Consider the following 17,592-nt stretch of genomic DNA (forward strand, 5'->3'; position numbering starts at 1 on the left):
TATTCAGTGGTTGCTAAGGTGGTGTTTAGACGAGCATAATTTCGTTTAAGCTTAATAATTTCCTGATTCTGCATCCAAGCTAATCAGCAGCCCGGAAATGCGTCGGCAGAGATCCGCTATTGCGTATATACTGTACAGCAAGGATAGCTGCCTGGTGCAGTGCTATGGTCTGACACGCTTCGTTGTATGATCCGGACAAGGATAGACACCCTTTTATGCTACTAAAAAACTTTAACGTCCTGGTGTTAGATGACGTTATTCTAATGTGCGATTTTCTCTATGGCGTGGCCAATAAAGTGCCGGGCTGCAAAGCTTTTAAAGCGCTGGATGCCAAAACCGCCAGCGAGATCCTGGAACATGAAACCATCGATTTATTAATCACCGATATAGAGCTAAAAGGGCCGAGTGGGCTCGACTTGCTGTCTCGGGTCCGCTCCGGTGCTTTTACCACCACGGCCCACGATATCCCGATTATTGTGTTCTCAGGCAATGCCTATCGGGAGCTGATTCAGCAATGTATTTTGTTTGACGTCAACGACTTTCTGGCGAAGCCGGTTTCGGCGGTGCAGCTCAGCAAAAAAATTCAACATCATTTGCAGCATGAAAAGCTAATCCAGCCAGCTACCCATTATGCTGAAATGAAACAACGGTTGGAGGCGCCGAAAGAACCTAATGATGAAGAAGGGCAGCATCGTTTTCGGGTAGCAATAGTGCGGGAGCTGGAGCAAAAAGCCGAGCAAGAAGAGCAGGAGCTGGATGAGCAGGGTAATAAAGTCGAAAAACGCGATTTTCTGCACTGGCCAGAGGATGCGACCACTGGCTATTTTCAGCTGGATCGGCGTTTAAGAAATTTAGCCTATAACCTGAGCTGTTTTCATAATGTGTTTATCAATAATTGCAAAACGGTAGCCATTGATGCCGAACGTAAGCGCGCCTGCGCCGCCGCTGACTATTTGATTCATATCGCTAAAACCATGCAGCAACGTGAGCAACGCCCGGAGTTCTGGAGTATGTTACAGCAGCGACTACAAAAGCTGCAGGCGTTGATGGCGGAGCTGGCAGAAGTGAATGTAAAGCATCACAAGCAGGTGCTGGCATTACTAAAGAAGCTGGCCTATTGGTGGATGCAAACCTGTAACCGACCCTTGATTAATAAGACGGAAGCAGAAGATGAGCCAAGCCTGCACTGAGCTGGCAATTCTCGATCTTGCCATCCTGATCGAGATGTACGGTGACGATAGTCGGGAGACGTTAGAGAGTGCTCTAAGCGGTTTTTTGGCAGCCGCACCGCCCTATATTCAATCGATCAAAGAAGCGAGTGCAAGACGAGATCTTCCGGCCTTGTCCGCTGCCGCCCATAGCCTGAAAGGGATCGCCGCCCTTACCGGCGCCACGCAGTTGGCTGCACTTTGCCGGCAGCTGGAGCTGGCCGCCCGGAATGCTGACGAACACGCGCTGGCCCCGTTGTTGGTCACTTTTTCGGACTGCTGGCAACAATTACAGCAACAGCTGCGGCAACAACTTAAGCAATTAGGAGTAGCTGGTGTTTAACGTACTCTTTGTTGATGACGAGCTGTTATTGCTGGAGGCCTATCGCCGTATGTTGCGCCAGAGTCCTTTTCAGTGTCATACCCTGACCGACAGTGCTCAGGTAATGGATTTTTTAAGCCAGCAGTCGGTAGATATTGTCGTCGCTGATCAGTTAATGCCGGCCCTGACCGGAGGCGAGCTGTTACAGCAGTTGGTTAAAAAACATCCGGCGATTAAGCGGGTATTAATCAGTGGCAACCTTAACTTGGTAGAGCCGGCTGCCAGGGTGGCAGCCCACAGTTTGCTGGAGAAACCCTGTAGTAAGGCAGTATTACTCTCAACATTACAGGCGTTAATGGAGCCAGCATGAGAGGATTAATGCAAAATCGGTCTGCCCGCTTTTTTGGCCCCATGCTGGGTTACAGCTTATTTTATGCCAGTACCGCAGTATTATTACTCAGCGCGTTGACGGCTATTCTCGATCAGCTATTTCATGCTGATGCCGACAACTACACCGTGATTTTACCTTTTTCTTCACTGCTGCTGTTTTCCTATTTGGTCTTATTGCTAGTGGCGGTTATTACCAGAAAATGGCAATTGGTTGCGGTGTGCTGGCTACTGTTACTGGGTTATCTGCTGAGTCAGAGCCTGATTGCTGAGCCGACACAGCAGTTAGAAACTCCGCCCTTACAATACCTGGCTTGGGGCTTATTACTTCTGGGTTGGCTGGGCTGGCTGGGTAAAAAGCAACGCTGGAGTGCTTATCTGGCACTGCTGTGTCATCTGCTATTACTGATACTGGTGGTTGCCGTGATTTGGCAAGACACCGGTACCTTGTTTGGTTACGCCTTCGGTGTTTCCCCCTCTGTCGCGATGAATTCGGCTATTTTATTACTATTTGCGGCTATTGCTGGCTTAAGTGCGCGCTTTAGTGGTCGCTTTCGCTGGCAGGAACAGCGTGGTAATCCGGGCAGTTGGTTGGCACTGCTATTAGCCAGTTTTGCGGTCTTGCTCTGGCTGAATTTTATGCACCAGTTAGGGCAAGTAAAAAGAGATGTGATTGATAACACCTTGTCCGCCTTTCAACAGCAACTAAATCAGGTTTTTAATGAGCAACAAGGCTTGATCTATCGCTTAGCCGATCGCCTGGCCAGTTCAGAAACCCCTTACAGTGCCAAACAACTCGAGTTGGAGCTAAGCAGTTATCTGCGAGATTTTGCCTATCTCGATTATCTGGCAATCATCAATACCAACAATGAATTACAATTATCGATTAGCGACAGTGATGAAGATCGGCGCTGGTTTGATCAATACCTAAGTGTTGCTAAGCCAGTACCCTCAGTATTAGCAAGCAACAGCCGCCGTCCGGAGGTTGGTTTTTATTATGATAGCCGGGTTGACCATACTTTTGTGCGGGCGTTGCTGCCACAGCCCAATGCCTCGGCGCTGCGTGAGGTAGTGGCCAGTCTGAATTTTCGTGACGTGATCACCAAACTATTGCCGGTGATGGTCGCACCGGGCTACGCGGTGCAGGTGGCGTATCAGGACTTGCCCGAGCCGTTAATCGACCAGCGTCAGGCTGAGCGGCAATATTTTTTACTCGGCGAATATCCGGTAGTGTTATTCGGCGACTTAGAATGGCGGTTGCAGCTTTATCGTGATCTAGACAGTGAACTGGATTTTGTGCGGCAGATTGCCGAAGTCGTGCTGCTGGCCGGTTGGCTGGTGGTGGTGCTGGCCCTGCTCAGTCAACAGTATCAGCGTTTATTGCAACGCCAGCAAAGCCGTTTATTAACGTCAAACCGTCGCACTCAGCATAGTCTTGGCATCCAACGCCGTTTGCAGTTACAGCATCAACAGATTATGGATAACTCCGGCGATATTCTCTGTATGGTCGACCAGCAAGGTCACTTTCTGGAGTTAAGTCGATCCTGTGAGTGGGTGTTGGGGTATACCCCAGCAGAGCTGACCGGCCGCGCCTTTATGGATTTTGTGCATCCCGACGATCATGTGCTTACCGAGCAGGAAGCCAACAATATTATCAATGGCCAGCGTACCGAGTATTTCCGTAATCGTTATCTGCGTAAAGATGGCAAAATTGTCTACCTGATGTGGTCGGCGCGTTATGTGCCCAGTCTTGGCATTATGTACGCGGTGGCGCGGGATGTTACCGGACTGGTAAAAGCAGAGCAGTTGCAGCAAGCCCAACAGCAAGTCCTGCGGTTAATCTCTAATGAACAACCGCTGGCAGAGATTATCCAACAGATTTGTTTGCTGGCGGAGCGGCAAAATCCTGTTTTTCGGGCCAGCATGATGCTTAAAGTCGGGGAGCAGTTAGAAATGATTGCGGCACCGTCGTTTAGCGAAGCCTACCGCGAATTTTTTGCCACCTTACCGATTGCCGACAACACCGGGTCTTGCGGTACTGCGGCCTTTCAAAAGAGTCTGGTCATTGTCGAAAATATCGCTACCGATCCCAAATGGCAGCGCGGTGCTGCGGTAGCACTGGCCGAGCAGGTAAAGGCATGTTGGGCCATTCCGATGGTCTCACTACAGGATGAGGTGCTGGGCACCTTTGCCGTCTATTGTACGGAAGCCAGAGCGCCGTCGGGTGAGGAGTTGGAGTTATTGCTCAGCTGTAGCCGTTTTGCGGCGATGGCGATTGAGCGCGCCCAGCAAAAGCGGCTACTGACTGAGAGTGAGCAGCGTTTTCGCTCGTTGTATCAATATAATCCAGACCCGGTCTATGTGTTGAGCGAGAGCGGATTCTTTAGTCAGATTAATGCTGCCGGTTGCCGGTTGCTAGAGTGGACTGAGGCGGAGCTGAAGCAAATGCATTTTAGCCGGGTAATTTTACCGGAGCAGTTGTCGGAAGTGGCCGGCTATTTCGCCCGGGCGTTGGCGGGTGAAGCGGTAAGCTTTGAAGCCAGTATTCTGAATCACAGCGGCCAGCAGCTGGAATTACAGATCACCATCGTACCAACCCATATTGATGGCCGGATTGCCGGGGTGATTGGCATGGCCAAGGACGTGACGCAGCGACTACAAACCGAGAAGCAATTACGGTTATATAAGCGGGCGGTGGATGCCAGCTCCAGCGGCGTAGTGATTGCAGACATTACCTGGCCGGATATGCCGGTAACCTACGTTAATTATGCCTTTGAGCGCCTGACCGGTTATAGCAGTGATGAGGCCATTGGTCACAACTGCCGTTTCTTGCAAGGCACTGAGCGTGATGAATTAGCCATTAAACAAATTCGCCATGCGATAGCCGCACGCCAGGAATGCAGTGTAGTACTAAAAAACTACCGTAAAGATGGCAGTATTTTCTGGAATAACCTGTTCCTGGCGCCTGTGCCGGATGAGCAAGGGGTCATCACGCACTATATTGGCATTCAAACCGATATTACCGCGCAAAAAAATTATGAGCAGGAACTTGCCTATAATGCCTCCTACGATTTACTGACTGGTTTGCCCAATCGCAGTCTGCTTAAAGATCGTCTGACCCAAAGTTGTAAAATCAGTGCCCGGCATCAGGAAAAGGTGGCAGTGCTGTTTATTGATTTAGATGGCTTTAAACTGATTAACGATAGTAAAGGCCACGCCGTAGGCGATGAGGTGTTACGGCAAATCAGTTATCGTTTAAAGGCCGAACTGCGCGCTGGTGATACGCTGGCGCGGTTGGGTGGTGATGAATTTGTATTAATGGTTCCTGATCTGCGGGAAACTGAGGCCTTAAATGCCTTAGCGCAGCACTTACTGACTATTATCGCACGGCCGATCCTCGTCGAGGAACAGGAATTACAAATCACTGCCAGTATTGGTATCAGCCTGACCGATAATGCCTTTGACGAACCCATGCAGCTGGTGCAACAGGCCGACCTAGCGATGTATCAGGCTAAATTGCAAGGCCGTAATAACTATCAGTGGTATCAGGCGGAAATGGAAACCAGTCTGAACAAGCGCCTGAATTTACGCGCTATGTTGAAAAAGGCGGTCGCTAATCAGGAGTTTGTACTGTATTACCAACCGCAGGTTGAAGCGGGTAGCGGCCGCTTAATTGGTTTAGAAGCCCTGCTGCGTTGGCCACACCCAGAGCATGGCATGATAGGTCCGGATGAATTTATTCCGGTGGCTGAAGAAACCGGACTAATAGTGGAGATCGGGCAGTGGGTGATTGAGCAAGCGGCGGCCTTTAATGCGTCATTGCAACAACGTGGTATTGCGCATCTGGTGATGGCGGTGAATCTGTCCTCACTGCAATTCCAGCGCCCTGGCTTTGTCGAACAGTTACAGCAAACACTGCAACAGCAGCAGTTGGCACCGCGTTGGTTTGAGCTAGAGTTAACCGAGTCATTGTTACTACAAAATATTGAGCAGGTGGTGACCAAGTTACAGCAACTAAAGAAACTGGCGGTAAGTATTGCCATTGACGACTTTGGTACCGGCTATTCCAGCCTCAGTTATCTAAAACGGTTACCGATTAATAAACTGAAGATTGACCGCAGCTTTATCCGTGAGTTAGTGACTGATCAGCGCGATGCCGCCATCAGCCGCGCCATTATTGCAATGGCGCATCAGCTCGGGGTCAGGGTAGTAGCGGAAGGCGTTGAAACCGAAGCCCAGGCCAGCTTCCTGGCCAAAAGTTTATGCGACGAGTTACAAGGCTACTACTTTGCCCGGCCAATGCCGGGGGCACAGCTGGAGCAGTTTCTGATCCGCTATGCCCCGGTGAGTCATAATACTGCGGCAACACAGCAAACCTTGTTGCTGGTTGATGATGAAGAAAATATTTTGCACTCGCTAAAACGGTTGCTGCGCAAAGAGCCGTATCAGGTACTCAGTTGCAGCAGTGCCGCAGAAGCCCTGGAATTGCTGGCAATACATCAGGTGCAGGTGATTATTTCGGACCAGCGGATGCCGGAGATGAATGGCACTGAGTTTTTAAGCCGGGTCAAAGAAATGTATCCGGATACCGTGCGGATCGTGCTGTCTGGTTATACTGATTTACGTTCGGTTACCGAAGCAATTAACCGCGGTGCTATCTATAAGTTTATGACCAAACCCTGGCAGGATGATGAGTTAAAAACGGAGATTGCTGCGGCGTTCCGGCGCTATCGCGAGCAGCATCTGCAGAGTGCTGGCGAGTAACGGAGCAGACAAGGTGGCAGATCAGGACATCAGGGTATTAAAGCAGCAGCTGGCTGAGCTTACCGAGCAATTAGTACGCTCAGAAAAATTGGCCTCAATTGGCCAGCTGGCGGCAGGCGTCGCGCATGAAATTAATAATCCTATCGGCTATGTCGCGTCTAATCTGGCAGTACTAAAAGACTATACCAATAGCCTGACGCTGTTGGTGCAGCGCTTAAGCGAGCAGCTACCGCCGGCGCAAAGTCAGTTGCTAAAAAGCCAGTTTGACTTTGATTATATCTGCGAGGATTTACCCAATTTATTGCAGCAATCTGAGCAGGGCTTGCAACGGGTGATTGAAATTATCCGCGATTTAAAAGACTTTTCGCATATCGATCAGGCCGAGTTTGTCATGGCCGATCTGCAGCAGGGGATCCTGAGCACCCTGAATATTGTTGCCAATGAAATTAAATATAAAGCTGAAGTGGTGAAGCAGTTTGCCGAATTGCCGCCGGTATTTTGTATTCCGTCGCAGCTGAATCAGGTATTGCTGAATTTACTGGTGAATGCCGCCCAGGCAATTGTCGATCGTGGCATTATTACCATCAGTACCGGCTGCGACGCGCAGTGGGTGTGGTTTAGTGTTGCCGATACCGGACCGGGCATAGCAGCAGAGCAATTAGAGCAAATCTTTCAGCCTTTTTATACCACCAAGCCAAAAGGTCAGGGCACTGGCCTCGGCTTGGCGTTATCGCGCAGCATTGTGGAAAAACATAAAGGGTTATTAGAGGTACAGAGTACGCCTGGCGTTGGCAGCTGTTTTACCGTCAAGATCCCACGTACTGTTACAAGTCCATAAGCTTGCCACTTTTCTACCTCTTTAGTAGTAAAAAAGACGACTCTGAACTAAGTTTGTTTAGACTTTAATCGTTTAGGGGAAACATCAAGGATGAACCTGTGTATACAAACGGAAACGCTATCCTGGTTAACGTTAGGTCCACAAAAAAATACATCAGAGCTCTGGCCGGCCCGGGCCAGTTTAATCTTATTTAGCCCAGACCGCTTAGATCAGGCGCACCACTTCAATGAACTACCTATTTCGGGGCTGATTACTGAGCGCTTTCAGCAGTTTTTACAACAGCAGCTGGAGGTAGGAGAGAAGTTGCTGTTTAACCCGGATCAGGAAGAATGGTTAGTGATCACCTTGCGGCCACTCGCTGCAGCCAGAGAATTTGCCGAGCAGTTGCGCTGGCAGTTAGCTGATTCGGAATTGCTTTCTATTCAAAGCCGGGCATTGACGTGCAGCTTTGCGGTGAGTTTTTACGAGCAGCTGTCACAGGTGCAATTGGCGCTGGAGGAGCTGCAGGCCTTACTGTTGCAGGCTAAACTGATGGGGCCTGATTCGTTGTTGTGTAGCTTTCGCCAACCTGCTTACAGGCCGTCTAAACGTTAGGCTAACCGGCACAGAGCAGAACGAGCCCTAATAGAGCGCGACCAGCTCGCCGTTTTTGTCAAAGGTCAGAAAGTCGGCAATCATGCCGCCCTGAATTTTTTGCATCATCATTTGCAGTGGTTGCACCGCTTCATCACTATTCGGTGGAAAACCACCACGGCCGCCTAAAGCTGAAACAAAAGCAATATCCCAATTAAAGCCGGTATGCCTGGATTCTTCGACGAGTTGCTGAAAGTTCGCTACATCCTGCGGTAGTTTATCGACACATAACACGGGTTCCAGTGCACCACCCTGTCCTTGCTCAAAATGCTGCTTTTGGTTTTCGGTATAGCCGTTGGGGAGTTCTGCTCTGGCAAACACAAACAACAAGCGCTGCGGTTCTGTTTGTGCTTGGGCGGCTTGGATTAGATCCTGATAACTTTCAATATTCATCGCAATAACCTGCAGTACGCTGGGAAATTTCGTCCTATGCTAACAACAACGGAGCGTAACGACTATCCGGCAAAGGTGAGTCTGGGTTACCTCTGAGGGGGTAGCCTATTTTGCGCTTAAGGCTTTAGGGTCAAATTAACCTATACTGCGTAGGTGTTTTTTACCTAAGAGGCCACTATGCAGCAAGTTATCCGCGATTTATCCATCGGTCGTAAGTTAATGCTGTTACTCAGTTTACCGGTGCTGTTATTACTGTGGCTGGCCAGTAGCCAACTAATGAACCGGCTGCAGGAGGTGCAGGTGGCACAGCAGGTAGGCGAAGCAATAGAGGTCAGTGTGGCGATGGGCGAGCTAATTGGCGCGTTGCAAGCGGAGCGTGGCGCCAGTGGCGTGGTGATCAATAGTCAGGGGCAACGCTTTACTGACCGGTTGCGTCAGTTACGGCAAAGCAGTGACCAGCAGCTGGCTCGCTTTCAACAGCACCGCCAGCCGGAGGTATTACAGCTACAGCAACGTTTTAGCGAATTAACTGCACTGCGCCAGCAAGTGGATAGCTTTGGCATTAGCGCCAACCAATCGGCAGAGCGTTACACCAGTCTGATCCGGGCATTAATGGATTTTAACCAACAGTTAGAAGCCGGCCTGACCCATCTGGCGATGGCCAGACAACTGAATTTACTTAACCAGTTTATTGAAATGAAAGAGCGCGCCGGGCGTGAACGAGCGATCCTCGGTTTGGCATTTAGTCGTAATAGCTTTACCCCTGAATTATTAACCCGCTTTACCAATAACCTCGGCGCCTTTAATGCTTACGAAGAGAACTTCTTAAAAGCACTGGCACCAGCACAGCTGCAACGGGTGCAAGCCATACAGCAGGATCCGAGCTTTGCCGAGGTCAGCCGGTTACAGCAGTTGGCTTTTACCGTGCCGCTTGGCGAGGCATTGGGTGTTGATGATGGTGCCTGGTTTGATATAGCCAGCCGCCGGATCAACCAACTTACGACCTATGAGCGGGAGTTAAGTGCTGAGATTGCAGCCCAAGCCAAGGTGCTGGCCGCACAAGCCCGGCAGAGCCTGGTGATGCTGGCGCTGGTCATTTTGTTGGCCTTGACGGCTGTAGGCATATTGACCGTGCTGATTGCCCGGAATATCCGTTTGGCGGTACAGGAAATTGAGCGGGTTATGACGGCACTGGCGAAGCGGGATTTGACACAACGCAGCCAATATCAGGGGCGGGATGAGTTTGGCCGTATCGCCCTGTATGCCAACAATATGGCCGATGAGCTGCAAGGCGTGATGCAGGAAATTGGTTCGGCCACCGCGCAGGTCGCCACTGCAGCAGAGGAATCTTCGGCCGTGACACTGCAAACCAGTAAAGGCGTGCAGCAACAGCAGCAGGACACGGAACTGGTCGCCACCGCGATGCATGAAATGAGTGCTACGGTGCGTGATGTCGCCAGCAGTACGGCTGAAGCGGCGGCCCTGTCAGAGCAAGTACAAAAAAATGCCGGTAGTGGTCAGCAAAAACTACAGCAGACGATCGCACTGATTGAGCGCCTGGCACAGCAAGTCAGTGGTACCGCGCAGGTGATTGAACAGGTAAAACAGGATAGCAATGCCATTAGCTCAGTGCTGGATGTGATCCGCGGCATCGCTGAACAAACCAACTTGCTCGCGTTAAATGCGGCGATTGAGGCGGCCCGTGCCGGCGAACAAGGTCGGGGCTTTGCCGTAGTGGCAGATGAAGTTCGTACCCTGGCGCAGCGCACCGCCAAATCAACCGGCGAAATTCAGCGCATGATTGAGGGCTTACAACAAGGGTCAGTCAAGGCGTCTGAAGCCATGCGTTTAAGCTTGCAGCAAGCCGAAGAGGGTACCAGTAATGTCAATGAAACCGGCCGTATTCTGCGTGAAGTACTGGAAGGGATCAGTGGTATTAATGATAAAAATATCCAGATTGCCTCTGCTGCTGAAGAACAGACCACAGTGGCTGATGAAATCAATCAGAAAGTGCTGAGTATCAGCGATGTGGCGGTACAAACCAGCGCCGGCGCCGAACAAACCGCGGTGACCAGTCGCGAACTGGCAAGATTGGCGGAGCAGTTAGAATCCCTAATTGGCCGCTTTAAATTAGCCTAATGCTAAAGGGCTCCGATTGCTGTACTGGTCGGAGCCGACTTCTCCTCATGCCATAGGTTCGAGCATCGGTGCCAGATACGCTAAGACTTATAAAATCTTATTGCGCACCAGATTGCGGCGTACACTCTGACATAGCTTACCAAAGCGACGTAGCTCATCAAATTTCGGGATGCGGCCTTGCTTTAGTGCGCTTTCCCAAAAACATAGCTCAGAATCGACCATTTCCAGCATTTTTTTCGGGCAACCCTGACAGTCACTGTTGGTGATACCACAGACATAGGTGGCGGGTTCGTATAGAGGGAGGCTTTGCTTCACCTCGCTGATCAGTAGCTGCATCGCAGTAGCCAGATCGGGTTTAGCACTCATGGGGTGTTCCTCTGAGACGACGGCTGAGCAGATTTTACCGCCTGCAGTAGCACAGTGCTATGCCTCTGCCGGGGTACTCCACTTAGCCCCGGCCAAAAGCCCGCTCAGATTGTCTGGAGTTGCCGCAGCTGATGTTGAAACAGCGCGGCAATCACATCTGACTGTGTCACTAATCCCAGCAAGGTGCCATCAGCTGCGATAATGGGAATATGGTGTAAGCCTTTATCGGATAACAAGGGCACCAGCGTAACAAGGTGCTCATCCGGTCCTACGGTAACTAATTGTGTACTCATGCGATCGGCAACGGTCAGCTTTTGCTGCTGTTTATAATGGCGCTGTAGCAACAGCGCATTCACTTGCTTTAGCAGCGCGGCATAGCTGGGCACTTGCAGCTGTTTTAGAATATCTACAGTAGCGATAATGCCGATTAAGCGCTGATCTGCATCGACGACTGGCAGGCTACCGATCTTATGTTTGCGCAGCAACTGCCAGGCCATAAATAGCGGTGTGTCGGCCCGCACAGTAATCAAGTCTTGCGACATAATATCGCGACAGCGGATGTCGCCACTAAAGCGTTGATACGCATTTAGCTGAGCACGCTGATACAGCCGCTCCAGATCTTGTTCGCTGATATCAACTACCGTATCAAAGCTATTCAGTGCCATCACTAAATCTTCGGCTTGTAGGCCAAGGCGTTTTAGTGGTGAGGGATCCTGATGTAAATGGACCGGGTCAAATTGTTGTGGTGGTGGTTGTAAACCCCGTTTTAACCAGAACTTCTGCAATAAAAGTGCGACAGCAAGCATCACCAACACATTTAACGCCACCGGATAGAGCAAAAACTCGTAACCAAGCAGGCTATCGGTAGAAGCGATAACCGGCACCAGGGCAGTGGCGCCACCAGGTGGATGCATACACTCAAACAAATACATTACAAACAGCACCAGCCCCACTGTTGCTGCTGCCATCAGCGCCAAATCGGTGAATAGATGGGAGCAAATTAACCCCACCGTAGCCGAAATCAGATGGCCGGCGGCGAAGGACCAGGGTTTCGCCAGCGGGCTGTTCGGTAAACCAAATAACAGTACAGAAGATGCCCCCATCGATGCCAGCAGCACAATAGTACTGGCGGTATCGGCCAGTTGCAGGCTGGTGTAGGTCACGATAAAAAGAGCCACAAAGGCCGCCAGTGCCACTTTTAACCGTTCTGCCAGCGGGATGGCAGATAAGCGCTGGCTATCGCTATTGCGTAGCCCTAACCGGGCCAGCAGGGTTGTAAGCAGAGAAGTTGCTGGAATTCGCACACTAAGACCCGAGAGAAAATCGCCAAAGCGGCCAGTATAAGCAGGAACGCGCTAAAAAAACACCGCAGCGTCAGCTGCGGTGTGGGCTAAGAGCCGGGAGTTAACCAGGTTATTGCAAAGGTTGACGCGCGGCTTTGCTGTCGTCAACACCTAGCCAGTTTTTTGTAAATGGGAATGGGTATGGCGCTGATAATACCGCAGGCTATGTTCCTGGCGGCGACCCTTACTAAAGGCCGAAACCCGCTTTAAATACCCTATTACCCGAGTGCCGTAATCAATATCCTGACTGCCACATTGGGCACAGGCGCACAGGGTGCGTTTGTCGATAGCTTCGCAATGGTTACAGATAGTGATTTTGACGTTAACGCAAAAGTAGTTGCAGCCAGTGGTGGCGGCGATATTTAGCAGTTGCAGATAGCCCTGCAGATCCAGCTTTTCTTCCAAGTTCAGGTGCAGCGCTGAGCCGCCATCGAGATAATTTAATAGCTCGCGGCCATGTAACTGAAACTTATCCAGCGCATTGCTTTGCTCGTCTTCCACCACATAGAAATAGGAGTTATAGCAATCACGCGGCACGAAATAGCCATCTGCACGATCCCATTTAGCATTTTTAACACCCAGATTTTCCGCTGGCACAAACTCAGTATTAAACAGATAACCATATTCGGCTTTAGCGGCTTTGTTAGCGTCAAAGATCACTTTTAATTGCTGTTGCACAAAGCGGATATAATCCGGGTTATTACCAGCGGTTAAGCCTTGTGACTCTGCCGCTTCTACCATGCCGTTAATGCCAATGGTTAAAAACTGCTTGTCGAGGCTGATAAAACCAGCGTCGTATACGGTTAACAGGCCAGCTGCTTTGTACTCTTCCATAAGCTTGCGGTACGCCACCTGATATTTATGGATTTTGCTGACTTCGCTGGCTAAATCACGGCCATCCTGGATCAGGCGGTTCATATTAAGGGTAATCACATTGATGGAGCCGGTGGCGACGCCGCCCGCGCCCAGGGAATAAGAAAAGGTATTATCGCTGATTTCACTGCGCAGCCGGCAGCAGCTGGCCAGCGAGTCGGCGTTATCCGACTGATAGATAAAGAACGAATTCCCGGCTGCCATTTCGCGGGCGATCTCAGTGGCAAATGGTTGATCTTTGCAGTGGCCGTTTTCCGTTAACATAGCGACGGTAACGACCGGGAAGGTGAGGATAGTTTTCTCGCGCTCCTGATTAAACCAGCTTAAGAAAAACTGTTGCAGCGCCGACACCGAAGACCACTCTGGTTTTACAAAGTCCGGAAACACAAAGTTGCCAAACATGCTGTCAAAATAGTGCTGGTCATAGACCGAGATATTCCAGAATACACTCTGATAACCGCGCGCCGCCGCCGGCTGGTTTAGCGCATACACCACATGCTGCAGGTGGTTTTCGATTTGTTTGCGATGGGTCTGCAGATAGTTATCGCCATAATCTTTGCGCGCAAAGTAGTCGAAGTAGGTCAGAAACTCGACCGTGGCCACGGCACCGGCAAACTGGCTGGAAACCGCGAATACAAAGTTAACGAAGCAGCCACAGAAGGACTCCAGATGCTTCGGTGCCTGCGATTCACCTCCAAGTTTGGTTAAGCCATCGCGTAAAAACGGATACATGGTGACCGACACACAATAGGGTTTCAGGCTGGTTTCGTCGTGCACATAAATTTCATGTTGTTCGATTTGGCGTACATACTCTGCTGCCAGCTCAGCATCAAATAACTGACGGATCTTGTTGCTGACCAGAGCGCGGTTAACCTGAATAAACTGATCTTTCATCAGCTCGGCTTCCAGGGTGGCAATATTCTTCTGGGTTACATTGGCATTGGCATCCAGTTTCGAGCCATCGGCTGCATTGGCTGCCTGTAAGTAGTGTTCAATAAAGTGGAGTTTTTTCTGCAGTTGTTCGGTGTTAAGCGCCGCCATAGCCATTCCCTCTTGCATTTTGTTAGTTAGGTTGTTGAAACAGCGAATTCAGACACTGGCCTGTTCGCAAATCGATAAATTTTTGGTTAGTCGTCAGGCTCTGCAGGCCGCCACGCTCAGGCAGCCAACGCCCGGTTTTAATAAAGGTCAGCTCGCGGCGCAGCGCGCCGCTGACATCTGACAACTCCAGCCCGGTATACAGACAGCACTTTAAACCGGCGGCCTTGCTCAGGCTTAACAGTGGCATTAGCTCTGGCTCCTGCCACTCGCCACCTAAAAACAGCACACAACTAATCAGCCCCTGATAATCTTGAAGCCGCCGTGCAAAATGCTCTGCCGACAGTGGCTGGCCCTGGCGGGCATCCCAGCTATCGGCACTATGGCAGCCTTTACAACCCAGCTGGCAGCCACTAAAGGTGTAGGCCAGTGACACCTCTCCCGGTACTTCCTGCCAGACAATCTGTTCTGCAATATAACGAAGCATAAAACCCTTTATATTGTGTTGATATTTTAAATTGGCACTAGATATTGTGTTTTAGCTTAGGTGCTTAGAGCGAAAAAAGATTGATCCAGATCAAGGTTTCGGTAGTGGGCAGCGCGTATCAGTGCGCCAGGTCGCGCCACTGCAGCAATCTTTACCCCATCGGTGGTAGCGGTTTTTTGCTTCAGCCCCGGTTCAGCGCACTTTGCCAAAATCAACTTGTGTTTAGCCAGAAATGGAGCCTGCTATGAAAACAGGTATCAACAAAACGCTGTTAATCGCGACCCTGTTAACCCTGCCAGCCTGGCCGCTGAGTGCCCATCAGGAGCGCTACGACCCAGCCGAGCGGGTGGTGCAGGATGTGCTTGCGTTTACACTGCAACGGGCGGCAGATGAGATTTTACGGGTGTCGCGCATTGACCCGGTATATCAGGGGTACAGTCGGCATTATGAAATCCGCCACGCACCGCCGCGGGTGGACGACCGTACCCGCCAGCAATTACGCCGCTTAGCCGCTGATCATCAGCGTAAGCTTGCCAGCTATGAGCGTGAATTGGATCGGGAGCTGGATAAACTGGCCCGGGATTACCGCCACGATCATCGTAAAGGTAAAGGGCGGCCCCATTATAAAGAGCGGGAGAAATTCCAGCGTAAAGTAGATCGCGCCTATGATAAGTTCGCCGCCAAGGTCGAACGCGAACATGATCGCTTTGATCGCCAACGTGACCGTATTCTGCGTGATGCGTATGCCTATCAGCCCAGAAGATACTAGTTGACCACTGACATCCGGCATTGACATTGTGCCGATTGCTGGTTTAATCGGTACAGATGTCAGTTACCGGAAATGACCTGATGCGCAGTTTGTTGCTTGTTGTCGTAGTGCTGCTGACTGCCTGCAGCACTAGTCAGCACGATGCTGAATTGAATAGTGCCAACACGCTGCAAGATGCCTTGTGGCAGCAAGGACAAGATGAATTTATCCGTTGTGTGGCTTGTCACAGTGTTGAAGCCGGTTCTAATACCGAGTTTGGGCCGCATTTACACCAATTGATAGGCCGCAAGCTGGCTGGATTGGATGATTATCTGTATACCGAGGCCGTAAAGCAGATTGATTTGGTGTGGACCGAAGAGGTATTAGATGCCTGGCTGGCGAAACCGCAACAACTGGTGCCTGAGATGTGCCTGCCGTTTACCGGTATGAGATCAGCTGAAGCCAGACAAGCCTTAATCGCCTATCTGAAAGGACAATAAAAAGCCGCCATCTGAACACCAGTGGCGGCGCGGAGAGACCAGCTGAGAGGCTGGTTGAGAAGCCCTGTAAGGCGATTTATTGCATTAGCGGTGAGTCAGACAGCTGGAAATCGTAGCCGTCGATGTTCGCCTGCACAATCAGTTGATGGATATATTGCGCCACCGCTTTACGTCGTACTTTTTCATTTAAATAATCGGCAATTTTTTGTTTCACCGCACTGTACGGCAGCTGTTGCCCCGGCACTTTACGCATTACTTCAACCACATGTATGCCATAGCGACTTTCGATACCTTGCGGCATTAAACCGGGCTCAGCGCTAAAAATCTGCCGTTCAAACTCGGGTACGGTCTGGCCGCGGCTGATTTGGCCTAAACTGCCGCCGGTTTCTTTTGATGGGCAAGCGGAGTAATTGCGTGCTGCCTCGACAAAGGACGTGCCTTGCTGCAGTTGTTGGACCAGAATCTCCGACAGGGTTTTCGCTTCAACCCGGGCGGCATCATCTTCCGGCGCTGCCGCCAGCAGAATATGCCGCACTTCTAACAGCGGCGAGCTTGTAAAGCGCTGCGGATTCAGTTTGTAGTATTGCTCACATTCAACGTCAGTGGCGGTCGGGATCATTACCTCGCGTGCCAGTAACGCATCCAGATAGTTATTTTCGGTAACCACATTATTTTCGGTACTGATTTCCAGCCCCAGTTCAGCAGCACGTTGGCGTAGTAACTCGCCAATTACCAGCGATTCGGCAGCTTTTAACATCGCCGTGCGTTTGCTGTCTGCCGGATGGTATTGCATTTCCGCCATAATGGCAGCTTCGCTAATTGGGGTATCGTTAACCTGAATCATTTTGACCTCCATCCCGCCTTTACCGCACAAACCGCTGGCGCACTATCTGGTGCTGCCGGCTGATATACTGCACTGGTACACTTAACATATGCACCAGTCGGCTGAACGGAAACACCACAAACAGAGTCATGCCCAGGAACACATGCAGTTTAAAGATCCAATGTACGCTACTGATGGACTCTGCGGCCGCGACGGAGTTAAACGTAACCGTATTTTGTGCCCAGGCCATTAACTTCAGCATTTCCTGACCGTCCAAATGTCCAACGGAAACAAAGATCGACAGTAAGCCCAGAATCAATTGTGCGTAGAGTAACAGCAGGATAGCGATATCCATTGGGTTACTGGTGGCACGAATACGCGGGTTAAACAGCCGCCGTTTGATGAGTATGGTCAGGCCGTAGAAGCAGATTAAACCAAAGATGCCGCCGGCAACGATCGCAATCATCTGCTTCATGGCGCTGGTAATACCGAACAAATACCAGAGTTCTTTTGGCATCAGCAGGCCGGCAAAGTGGCCTAAAAAGATCCCCAGAATACCGATATGAAACGCAATACTACCTTTGCGCAGTTGCTTGCTTTCCAACAGCTGAGATGAACTGGTTTTCCAGGTATATTGTTCGCGGTCATAACGGATCCAGCTACCCAGAACCATAATCGCGATCGCGATGTAGGGATAAATCCCAAAGGCAAACAAATTTAAGTGTGCCAT

The 17,592-nt window shown here is 50.6% G+C and carries 16 protein-coding genes; 9 read left to right on the plus strand and 7 right to left on the minus strand.

The features are described 5' to 3' along the window. Positions 1 to 215 precede the first annotated feature (215 nt). The 6 genes from AGRI_RS12880 to AGRI_RS12905 all read left to right on the plus strand — a co-directional run bounded on the left by AGRI_RS12880 (position 216) and on the right by AGRI_RS12905 (position 8,113). The gene (locus AGRI_RS12880) at positions 216 to 1,190 is read left to right on the plus strand and encodes a response regulator (RefSeq protein ID WP_008985342.1); all 975 of its coding nucleotides are present in this window, start codon (positions 216 to 218) and stop codon (positions 1,188 to 1,190) included. Beyond that, positions 1,171 to 1,551, plus strand: a complete 381-nt coding sequence (locus AGRI_RS12885) for an Hpt domain-containing protein (RefSeq protein ID WP_008985343.1) — start codon at positions 1,171 to 1,173, stop codon at positions 1,549 to 1,551. The genes AGRI_RS12880 and AGRI_RS12885 overlap by 20 nt, the downstream gene beginning before the upstream one ends. Next, positions 1,544 to 1,900, plus strand: coding sequence for a response regulator (locus AGRI_RS12890; RefSeq protein WP_008985344.1), 357 nt, complete (start codon positions 1,544 to 1,546; stop codon positions 1,898 to 1,900). Before AGRI_RS12885 ends, AGRI_RS12890 begins: the two co-directional genes overlap by 8 nt. An 8-nt stretch (positions 1,901 to 1,908) precedes the next feature. Continuing rightward, a complete protein-coding gene (locus AGRI_RS12895) occupies positions 1,909 to 6,681 on the plus strand; it encodes an EAL domain-containing protein (protein WP_008985345.1) in 4,773 nt (1,590 codons plus the stop codon). A 13-nt stretch (positions 6,682 to 6,694) separates the two neighbouring features. After that, positions 6,695 to 7,519, plus strand: a complete 825-nt coding sequence (locus AGRI_RS12900; RefSeq protein ID WP_008985346.1) for an ATP-binding protein — start codon at positions 6,695 to 6,697, stop codon at positions 7,517 to 7,519. 90 nt (positions 7,520 to 7,609) lie between these two features. Then, positions 7,610 to 8,113 (plus strand): hypothetical protein, encoded by a 504-nt coding sequence (locus AGRI_RS12905; protein WP_008985347.1) that lies wholly within the window; start codon positions 7,610 to 7,612, stop codon positions 8,111 to 8,113. Between the two features lie 27 nt (positions 8,114 to 8,140). Here AGRI_RS12905 and AGRI_RS12910 read toward each other — a convergent pair whose 3' ends face one another. After that, positions 8,141 to 8,545, minus strand: a complete 405-nt coding sequence (locus tag AGRI_RS12910) for a hypothetical protein (RefSeq protein WP_008985348.1) — start codon at positions 8,543 to 8,545, stop codon at positions 8,141 to 8,143. 177 nt (positions 8,546 to 8,722) lie between these two features. Between AGRI_RS12910 and AGRI_RS12915 the strand changes: the two genes are divergently transcribed. Beyond that, positions 8,723 to 10,684, plus strand: coding sequence for a methyl-accepting chemotaxis protein (locus AGRI_RS12915; protein ID WP_008985349.1), 1,962 nt, complete (start codon positions 8,723 to 8,725; stop codon positions 10,682 to 10,684). Positions 10,685 to 10,771: 87 nt separating this feature from the next. Here AGRI_RS12915 and AGRI_RS12920 read toward each other — a convergent pair whose 3' ends face one another. The 4 genes from AGRI_RS12920 to nrdG all read right to left on the minus strand — a co-directional run bounded on the left by AGRI_RS12920 (position 10,772) and on the right by nrdG (position 14,791). After that, positions 10,772 to 11,050 (minus strand): hypothetical protein, encoded by a 279-nt coding sequence (locus tag AGRI_RS12920; protein ID WP_008985350.1) that lies wholly within the window; start codon positions 11,048 to 11,050, stop codon positions 10,772 to 10,774. 104 nt (positions 11,051 to 11,154) lie between these two features. Then, on the minus strand, positions 11,155 to 12,354 hold the full coding sequence (locus AGRI_RS12925; RefSeq protein ID WP_008985351.1) for an HPP family protein: 1,200 nt from the start codon (positions 12,352 to 12,354) through the stop codon (positions 11,155 to 11,157). Positions 12,355 to 12,504: 150 nt separating this feature from the next. Beyond that, a complete protein-coding gene (gene nrdD, locus AGRI_RS12930; RefSeq protein ID WP_272942279.1) occupies positions 12,505 to 14,313 on the minus strand; it encodes an anaerobic ribonucleoside-triphosphate reductase in 1,809 nt (602 codons plus the stop codon). A gap of 16 nt (positions 14,314 to 14,329) precedes the next feature. Continuing rightward, entirely contained in the window at positions 14,330 to 14,791 is a 462-nt protein-coding gene (nrdG, locus tag AGRI_RS12935) for an anaerobic ribonucleoside-triphosphate reductase activating protein (RefSeq protein ID WP_008985353.1), read from the minus strand. Positions 14,792 to 15,035: 244 nt separating this feature from the next. On the opposite strand from nrdG, the gene AGRI_RS12940 reads away from it, so the two are divergent. Continuing rightward, a complete protein-coding gene (locus AGRI_RS12940; RefSeq protein WP_008985354.1) occupies positions 15,036 to 15,560 on the plus strand; it encodes a hypothetical protein in 525 nt (174 codons plus the stop codon). An 80-nt stretch (positions 15,561 to 15,640) separates the two neighbouring features. After that, complete coding sequence (locus AGRI_RS12945; RefSeq protein WP_008985355.1) at positions 15,641 to 16,039, plus strand: c-type cytochrome; 399 nt, start codon at positions 15,641 to 15,643, stop codon at positions 16,037 to 16,039. A 76-nt stretch (positions 16,040 to 16,115) separates the two neighbouring features. Here the strand turns inward: AGRI_RS12945 and AGRI_RS12950 are convergent, their stop codons facing one another. Continuing rightward, positions 16,116 to 16,883 carry a peptidylprolyl isomerase gene (locus AGRI_RS12950; protein ID WP_008985356.1) on the minus strand — a complete coding sequence of 256 codons (768 nt, stop codon included), beginning with the start codon at positions 16,881 to 16,883 and terminating at the stop codon, positions 16,116 to 16,118. Between the two features lie 19 nt (positions 16,884 to 16,902). Beyond that, positions 16,903 to 17,592, minus strand: coding sequence for a respiratory nitrate reductase subunit gamma (narI, locus tag AGRI_RS12955; RefSeq protein WP_008985357.1), 690 nt, complete (start codon positions 17,590 to 17,592; stop codon positions 16,903 to 16,905).

It is taken from the genome of Alishewanella agri BL06, from assembly GCF_000272005.1.
GTDB classification, from domain to species: Bacteria; Pseudomonadota; Gammaproteobacteria; order Enterobacterales; family Alteromonadaceae; genus Alishewanella; species Alishewanella agri.